Genomic DNA, 8,931 nt, shown 5'->3' on the forward strand with positions numbered 1-8,931 from the left:
GATTGGTTAAATCATACTAGGTATATCAGGTTGGGAGCACTAGGGAAACACCTGAGATCAGATCGCGTCCGTCGTGCTTCCCGGGCTTGTACAGCGCCAACCAGTAGGAGCGCCGTTCGCCCGGGGAAGTCCTCCGCCGGTCGCTTGCCGCTGGGCTATGCACCTCTTGCGAGCATCGACCGCCGGCTTTTCCTAGAATTTGTGGCGGATTCCGACGATCAAAGCCGTCTGGTTCGAAGTCGAAGATGCCGACAGAGACGTGATGTTTGCCACGGCTTTCCCGCCGGTCGAATCAGTTCCACTCGCATGCTGGTAAATGGCGGATGCGTAGACGTCGGTGCGCTTCGAGAGGAAATAGTCTGCGCCGAGCATGGCCTGCTGATACGTGACATCGTTCACCCCGTATCCCTTTGTATAGTCATAGGCGACACCGACCACGAGGGAAGGCGTGAACTGGTATTTGTAATTCGCTTCGACATTGTGGAATTTTGCCGAACCGCCATTGAATTGAGTGCCGCCCAGATTTGACAGTGCACCAAGATCCTTGAATTGCGTGTTGCTATACGTAAGTCCGAACGTCGAGGCTCCAAGGACGTACGACGCGCCTGCAGCAAACACCTGCTGGGTTTTCGCCGACGCGTAGCCGGAGTAGATACGGTTTCCGGTCATGTTGGATGCCGACGTATTCGAAGTCGCCATATTGCCAAAGAACGAATAGTTCGGACTGTCCACGTTGAGATACGCGACACCGAAATCAAACGGTCCCCGGTGATAGCTACCTCCAAGCGACCAGATCTGGTTCCGGTGAAACTGACCCGCATTTCCTCCCAGGCTGTAGAGCGCCTCGCCGGAAAGACCACCGTAATCAACAGTCTTGTACTTGATCGCGTTATTCACACGGTTACCCCCGATCATGTTATCGAGGTCACCGGGATGCGCACCAAAGTAGGGAAACCACTGGCATGCGACAGCGAAGCGGCATGTCTGATCCAGCACTGACTCATACTGACGGCCGAGCGTTAGCGTCCCGTACTGATTTGAAGACAGCCCGACATACACTTGCCGGCCAAAGAGATCACCTCCCTGCGCCAGGCGCCCATTGGTGACGCTGAAACCACCTTCCGTGACGAAGATAGCCTGCAGGCCCCCACCAAGATCTTCCGCGCCTTTCAGCCCCCAACGGCTGCCCTGCAAGTTACCGCTTGTCATGAGATATTGCCGGGCACCCGTTGCGTTGTTCACGAAGGTGATGCCCACATCAAGAATGCCATACAGCGTTACGGAGCTTTGAGCGTGGGCTGCGCCCGCAAAGAGTGCTGCCGCGGCGCCAAACATCATGGTCTTTTTCATCATCGAGTCTCCAAACCTTCCTTTTTTGTGATTGAGCATCGTCAATCCACACGTATGCTCGTCTGGCCGCCCTTAACTTCGTCCAATTGATGCGTTCCGGCGAAGAGCTATGGACACGCACAGACCGAAGATTCGAGTAGCCAAAAACTATGGTCCAATATAAAAACCTGGCAACTTCATAACATCAGTGCATGATCTCGCCGCACCATCGTGTAGTAGTCCTTTCCATACAACGTTCGCCGCCCACAGAACACACTTTTCGGCCCTGCTCGATGGGCGCGAACAAGGCGCGTCTGAGCTTCCTATCTGGCCCCGACGTCGAGCGCGGAGAAGCTGGCGTCCGGCGAAACCCTGGACACATAGCGCACGCTAAGGCAGAAGTCGACTAAGCTCCGTTTGGCAGGAGCGTGGCCTCGCTCCGGATCTCTTTCGCGCCTTCAACCTGCGTCAACTCGGCTTTCACGCAGTCCAGGAAGGTCAAGCTCGAAAGAGACGGTTGGAAATTGCGTCGGTGTACCAGAGAAAATCCGAATCGAATCGTTGGTACAAACGGCTTGACGACGATCGAACTCTGTCGATCAAGGACGGCCAGTGGGCTGACTACTGATACGCCCAACCCTTGCGCTACCATCGCGACAATGGCAACTGCGTATGGGACTTCCAGGGTCGTCCGGCGCCTGACATTTAGTGTCTCGAACATGCGATCGAGGGCCACACGATTGGCGTCAGTTGAATCCAGCGAAACGAATTCCTCTCCGTCCAGATCTCCGGGACGGATGATGTCTTTCGTCGTGAGGCGGTGGTCCGCCGGCATGATGCAAACGCCGGGCATCGACGCATATTGAACGACGTGCAGATCGGGCTGATCAGGGCTTGTAGTCGCGAACCCCAGGTCGCACTTTCCCGCCGCAATCCAGTCCAGCACTGTCGCGGAGCTTCGTGTCTGCAGAGTGATAGCCACGTCCGGGTGCGATGCGCGAAATCGTGCGATAGCTCGCGGCAACAGTGTTAGTCCAACGACGGGGATGCTTGCAATGCGCAGCTCGCCGGTGGCGGAGTGCTTTATGTTCCACGCAGCCCGTTGGAGCTTTTCCAGACCTATGTACGCGCGTTGTACTTCCCTGAAATACTGGGCTGCTTCTGCCGTGGGTTGAAGTCTCTGCTTACTCCGCGTGAAAAGTTTCAACCCTGTTCGATACTCAAGCAGGGACAAGAGGCGACTGACAGCTGGTTGCGAGATACACAACCTCTCTGCCGCCGCTGTCACTGTACCGGTAATCATCACCATCCTGAACGCCTCTATCTGCCGGATATTCGGCGATACGGGGGTTTCAGTAGCGATGCCGTCATAGTTGTCCATGGTTCGCTCCCCTGCAGTGAAAGATCAGACGGAAGCCATCGAACTGCGGCACCATGTCCTGTCCTCTATCGAGGATGTCTATCTCGGCGAGCCTTATGGCACCTCGACCGTTGGCATCCCAACCTTGTAACCGCCGAGGCGTTACGTGAGACTTCCGGCAATCGAATTCTGGTGCCCGCGCGATCGCATGTCTCAGTGCAGGCGCCTTCGATGGCTGCCTGCCGCTCCGCAAAAAATCTTGCAAGCTCGCTGACATGCCTGCTCCGACTACTATCGCGCGAACGGTTGCCGTCCTTCGTCGCGGGAATGAACTTGCAGCCGAGGAAGCGTCGCGGCTGGCTCGCGTGGAGAAGCTGCGGTGCCAATAACAGCAAGCGTTGATTCCTCATCCAATAACCCCTTTTCGCGGAGCGTCGTTACCGCCGATAACGTTGCCGCGGATCCGAGCTCCAGGTCGACGCCGTGGCGAGCGGCCAACTTCTGGGCATCTATAGCAGCCGGGTCGCTTACGCAGACGGCGATTCCCTGACTGTTTCTGAGTGCCCTGACTGCCTGATCGGTCACAGTGTCACCACCGAGGGAAAACTGGCGTGTCGTCCCAGCGAATTCGGAAGTAACGCTGGCCTTGCCAGTCAGAACGAGCGAAAGCCGGGGAAAAGGCTCTACCGCATACAGCACTGGACTTCGAGTAACGAGACCACTGCGCTGCAGGTCGCTGTACCCCTCAGCAATTCCCCAAAGAAGATCACCTCGACTGCAAGGCACGACAATGGCATCCAGCGGTCCGGCCTGTTGCCAGAGTTCATATGCAACAGTTTTGTATCCCTGAACACCCCACGGATTACTTCCAACTGCCGGAATCGCATAGTTAGTCACCGGAAACCAGCCATCGGCCACCATCTTGGCCATCATGTCCCATCGTTCCCGCGGGCTGGAAACAGCGATGATTTCGGCGCCAGCCCTGTCCAGAAAATACCGGTAAGCGTCGGTGATCGATGGGGTCGTTATAACCACGCACGGCACCCCGACCGCCGCCGAATACGCGGCAAGCGAAACAGCGGCATTACCGGAACTTGCGCATATCAATCCCCGCGCGCCAACGTCGATCGCCCGCGCGACGACGAGCGGTGTCATCCTGTCTTTATGGCTTCCCGTCGGGTTGGCAGCTTCCCGCTTTAGCAAAACGGATCCGACATCAAGCACTTTCGCCAGGTTTGACAGCGAGACGAGCGGCGTTCCTCCTTCTCCTAGACTGGGAAAACTTTTGTATGGCAGCCAATCGCCGTACGTTAACATCGACCCCACTATCGCAGGAAGCGATGCCGGAAGCTGGCTGTACGTTGCCGCAAGAGAAGTTGGGCACCCTTCCCGCCTTGAGGCCGGGTCGCCCTCAAACCAGTCTCCGATTGCATAAGATGACTTTCCGTCGAGGCTTCTAAAGCCCTGTAGATGAGGATTACGAATAATGTACAGCCTTGCGTCCATGATCGGATTGGTTTGTGGGTTCATTGCAGGATGGTGCCCGAGGGAGGAAATAATCAGCTTTCGACGGCTTCACGTTTGTTAGCGACGCTAGGACGGATGTCACGAAAGGTCGTAGCCTTTTCGAAGGCAGAAGCTAATTGGATGAGCTTGCCTTCCATAAACGGCTTCGCCGCTATCTGAACTGACACTGGCATGTTTCCTATCCCAAATCCAGAACATATAACGATGCTTGGCCAACCCGTAACGTTGAACGGGTCGTAGAACCCGGGCTTTGCCAGACCGCCCCAACGGGACACATCGGCCATGAACGGAGCTTCATTGGAAGCGCCGGCAGTAACAATCACGTCCACGCCGGCTGCCGCAGCGGCAGTCGCAATACATAACCGTCGCCGTTCGCGGACCGCGTTCACGTAATCGGCCGCGGTGAGGGTGGCTCCAAGCAACAGTCGCAGTCTTAGTTGCTCTCCAAATCCTGCTGGACTAGAGCGCAACGTCTTCTGGTGGATGGAGTGAGCCTCTGCTGTCATGATCACAAAGCTCGTTGCCTGATAGTCTTCAAGACGCGGCATTTTCAGTCGATCGACGTGTGCGCCCAGCGCCGTCCACACCGAAATTGCTCGATCCAAACCCTCTTTGACAGACGGCGTCACCGGATTTTCTGCTTCGTGCCAGTCCGACGCGACACCGATACGAATCCCTCGCACGTTGTCTTCAGCGCGCGACATGAGATCGGAAGGGGCCAGCTCTACACTCCCCGGATCGGCACGGTCATGCCTGACCATCTCCTGAAGAAGCAACCCGCAATCTTCGGCGTTCCAGGCGATGGTGCCGACATGATCCAAAGAGGGAGCCAGCGGCAAGATTCCTCGTTTGCTACATAGGCCGTACGTCGGCTTCAACCCCACCACTCCGCATAGTGCGGCAGGCGCCCTGATGGATCCCGCCGTATCAGTGCCGGTACCTCCCAAAATCAGTCCCGCCGCGACAGCGGCCGCCGTGCCGCTCGATGAGCCAGACGTGAATCGCCGCGTATCCCACGGGTTCCGGGCAGGAGGCCAAGGGAGATCAAATGACGGGCCTCCCAATGCAAACTCGTGCGTCGCGAGTTTTCCCAACGAGATCGCTCCTGCGTCCGCAAGCGAGCGCACGACGCACGCGTCCACCTCGGGTATCCAACCCTTAAGCAATTTTGAATGTGCGCTTGTTTGGACGCCTTTGGTTAGGACGATATCTTTGTGGGCGATAGGAATCCCGTCCAACTTCCCACGCAACTCACCTTTCATCATCCGGCGCTCGGCGGCTGTCGCTTCCTCGCGCGCTCGTTCTGCCGTTACCGTAATGAATGCGTTCAGGCACGGGTCGACCGACTCAATCCTCGACAGACATCGGTCGACTAGTTCAACCGGCGATAGCTTGCGCCTGCGAATCAGATCCGACGCTTCAGAAATAGTTGGAATTTGCATTGAGAGACCTATCCGCAGTCAGATTGACGCCTAGCACCGAGAAAAGATGTGAGTACTCAACTGTTTCCTGTTGCCCAAATGCGCTAAGGCGCTCACAAAGGCGCCAGACGTGCGGTAGCCCTTCCCACAATGCCTCAAGTTCGCTATCTTCAACCGCGATGCCTTGCTTCTCCAACAGGTCTCTCAACTCGCTTAATGTGTCGCAACGCAACATCGTCTCCCCTATCCTCTTTTCTCGACTATCCCAATTCCACGATGAGATGCCTTGCAGGCAAATCAAAATCTGCGGCGATATCTGAGCATGCCGCGATGATCCTGTCGCTTCGCCGTTGTATCTCGGCAGGCTGCCCTCGGACCAGATCCCAGAACTTGTCTTCCGTTTGCACCCATGTCATAGGATTTTCAACGTCACCGACCGGCAACCGGATTTCGTGCGTGTAGAAAACGTCTTGCACTTTTATGGAAACTCGCGAGGGCGTAAATTCCGGGAAAGCCTGCTCGAAGTCGGCCGCGACCCGCAACTTTACTTTCTTCGCAACGCTCAATACTTCTTCGTCATCGAGCAAAGACCGCTCAAGTGGGCGCAATGCCGCGGCCCCACGCGAGGCGGCTACTGCGACGTTGAACGGAATGCTAAACTGAGCGCCCTCCCGCGTTGGCGGTGCTACCTCATTTGTGATGGAGAGCGCCTCTGGGAACACATCAACTATGATCTCTTCCGCGTTCGCTACTGCAATCGGGATGTCGTTGGCGAGTGCGAGCATTGCGTCAGTCGCAGCGTGCGCGTAGCGGCACGACGCATACGGTTTGAGATAGGTATGCTCCACCTCCCATCGCCCCCCCCAAATTTTCGATAATGGCCGCGGAAGAAAAAACGTCCGGTCGATCGAGGCAGTCCAAGGGGCCATCCGCTCCAGCCTTCGCTCTCGCCACCGCGACAAGCGCGGTCACAACTGACCACGGGCTACTTCCTTTCACACTGCTCATACGTCGATAACTACCCGCAGGAAGGTTCTCAGGTGACTCAGCTCCCGCGATCGCTATCGCGTTCGCGATCTGCACCGGGGAAAGGCTCTCGAGCCAACCGAGTGCTGCTGCTACGCCGTATCCCACCCATCGTCCTGACGAATATGTTTTCACGGAACCGCGGGGCCTCGCTGCCGCTATCCGGCATGCAATGTCGTAGCCGATCACGCACGCGCCCAGAAGCTTGTGCGCGGTTACCGACTGTCCGCTCGCGCTGCAAGCCGCGATTACAGCGGGCACTATTACCGCGCCAGGGTGACCACTCGCTCGCCGGTGACCGTCGTCAATGTCGAGAGCACTTGCTGCCGCACAGTTGGAAAGGAGTGCAGCAGCTCTGTGTACCGTTGTGTTCGCAAACCACACATTGTCAACACCACGGCCGAAGGCTGCGAACGCTGCCTCCCGCATCTCGGAGGCATTCTTTGTCGGGAAGCCTCCGGCGGCAGAAGCCAACGTATCCAGGATTGAGTGCGCCGCGCGCCGCAGAGCGCTCTCGCCTATGTCCGCCGAAGTCAGCCCAGCGACGAATTCCCCAAGAAGTAACGCCGTATCACTCATTAAACGCTCGCATAAACGTTTTGTGGTCATCGGCCGCAAACGGAGTATTACGATTCGATGTACCTAGTATACCCGGTATGCGAGCATGACAAAATTCGTCTGTCAAGCGGCATCGGTTCCCGGCTTTACGTGTGTGCGCGAGGACGGCGGGACGGGAGGGCGGGTGGGACTGACCGGACAAGCTGGTATATGAGGAGGTCGATCTGGTTTGAACCCGCCCGGCGTGCTCCGGTCAATCCCCATAGGCGGCTACGCGCCATCATGGCGTAGGGCATAGCCGCCAAAGTAGCGTTGCATTCGGGCGACAAAGCGACGTGTTTTATATAGGCAGCAGCAAACGAGTACGTCAATGAGTACATTAATGGCGGCGAATCAGAAAATATTCTCTTAAATCAGCCAGCTAAGCATAAAATCCGAGTCCTCTCCTGGTTCTTTGCAAAAGAAACCTGTTCCGAAGCAAAGAAACCTGTGCTGTCGTTTTAAAGCGGCTAACACAACCTGGACATCAAGCCATGGGTTTCGTATCCTGAGCGCATGTCCAGAAGAAAAATCAGCAATGAACTGTGGGCGGCGCTGGAACTGTTGATTCCGGCATTTACGCCGTCACCCAAAGGCGGCCGTCGGCGCACAGTTGACGACCGCGCAGCACTGAGCGGCATCCTGTATGTCCTGCAAACAGGCATCCCATGGGAAGACCTGCCGCAGGAACTGGGTTTCGGCAGCGGCATGACATGCTGGCGACGGCTACGAGACTGGCAGGCCGCAGGCGTGTGGGAGCAACTGCTTCTGGCAATGCTTCGCCGGTTGCGTGAACACGACCAGATTGATTGGGAACGGGCGAGCCTCGATGCTGCCAGTGTTGCCAGCCCCCGGGGGGCCAGGAAACCGGCCCCAACCCGACAGACCGGGGAAAGCTCGGGTCGAAACGGCACATCGTGGGTAAGCGTGGCCCCAGCGACGTCTTGACTGGAGACTGAGATCTTTAGACCGCGGTGCGGAGCTGATCGGCAACGACCCACGGTACGAGTTCATCAATGCGGTTGATCGCATGCTCGGCGATGCGTGCGAGCACGAAGCGCAGATACGCCTCTGGATCGATACCGTTGAGTTTTGCGGTGCCAATGAGGCTGTAGATCGCGGCGGCACGGTCGCCGCCGGAGTCTGCCCCAGCGAACAGATAGTTGCGTCGACCGATGGCTACCCCGCGTAGCGCGCGCTCGACTGGCAGGTTATCGATTTCGAGCTGGCCATCATCGCAATAGCGTGTGAGCGCTTCCCACCGGTTTAGCGCATAGAGGATCGCCCGACTCGTATCCGATTTGCGCGAGAGCGTCTCCAGCATCGTTGTGAGCCACGCGTGGAGTTGATCGAGTAGCGGCCGCGCATGCTCCTGGCGATGCACACGGCGCTGGTCGGGCGGCTTACCCCTGATTGTTTCCTCAATCCTGTATAGCGCGCCGATACGCTCAAGCGCCTCGGTGTTCAGCGCATTCGGGCGCGCCGCGTGCAATTCATAGAACTGGCGTCGAGCGTGAACCTTATGCGGAGTTCGGCATAAGGTTCATTATCCCGAGTTGCGTTTTATGCCGAGTCTGCTTGCGTCGCCTTTGTGTGATCAGTCGTTGCGCGTCGCCGATCACGACATAAATCTCGGGAGTCAGAGAGAGTTCAGAAACGCCAGAAGGTTCG

6 protein-coding genes and 2 pseudogenes are annotated in these 8,931 nt (G+C 57.2%); 1 reads left to right on the forward strand and 7 read right to left on the reverse strand.

From position 1 onward, the window contains the following. Nucleotides 1-192: 192 nt before the first annotated feature. The 6 genes from ACLFKU_RS37965 to ACLFKU_RS37990 form a co-directional block, all read right to left on the reverse strand. A complete protein-coding gene (locus ACLFKU_RS37965; protein ID WP_410852615.1) occupies nt 193-1,350 on the reverse strand; it encodes a porin in 1,158 nt (385 codons plus the stop codon). Between the two features lie 385 nt (nt 1,351-1,735). After that, entirely contained in the window at nt 1,736-2,710 is a 975-nt protein-coding gene (locus tag ACLFKU_RS37970) for a LysR substrate-binding domain-containing protein (protein ID WP_410852608.1), read from the reverse strand. A gap of 270 nt (nt 2,711-2,980) precedes the next feature. Beyond that, entirely contained in the window at nt 2,981-4,219 is a 1,239-nt protein-coding gene (locus ACLFKU_RS37975; RefSeq protein WP_410852609.1) for a threonine synthase, read from the reverse strand. A gap of 29 nt (nt 4,220-4,248) precedes the next feature. After that, complete coding sequence (locus ACLFKU_RS37980; protein WP_410852610.1) at nt 4,249-5,658, reverse strand: amidase; 1,410 nt, start codon at nt 5,656-5,658, stop codon at nt 4,249-4,251. Nucleotides 5,659-5,897: 239 nt separating this feature from the next. Further along, on the reverse strand, nt 5,898-6,485 hold the full coding sequence (locus ACLFKU_RS37985) for a hypothetical protein (protein ID WP_410852611.1): 588 nt from the start codon (nt 6,483-6,485) through the stop codon (nt 5,898-5,900). After that, nucleotides 6,427-7,272 carry an MmgE/PrpD family protein gene (locus tag ACLFKU_RS37990; RefSeq protein WP_410852612.1) on the reverse strand — a complete coding sequence of 282 codons (846 nt, stop codon included), beginning with the start codon at nt 7,270-7,272 and terminating at the stop codon, nt 6,427-6,429. The genes ACLFKU_RS37985 and ACLFKU_RS37990 overlap by 59 nt, the downstream gene beginning before the upstream one ends. A 504-nt stretch (nt 7,273-7,776) precedes the next feature. On the opposite strand from ACLFKU_RS37990, the pseudogene ACLFKU_RS37995 reads away from it, so the two are divergent. After that, nucleotides 7,777-8,189, forward strand: a pseudogene (locus ACLFKU_RS37995) (IS5 family transposase); the annotation flags it as partial. A gap of 35 nt (nt 8,190-8,224) precedes the next feature. Here the strand turns inward: ACLFKU_RS37995 and tnpC are convergent. Then, nucleotides 8,225-8,776, reverse strand: a pseudogene (gene tnpC / locus ACLFKU_RS38000) (IS66 family transposase); the annotation flags it as partial. Nucleotides 8,777-8,931 lie beyond the last annotated feature (155 nt).

The organism is Paraburkholderia sp. EG304, from assembly GCF_046543485.1.
Lineage (GTDB): Bacteria > Pseudomonadota > Gammaproteobacteria > Burkholderiales > Burkholderiaceae > Paraburkholderia > Paraburkholderia youngii.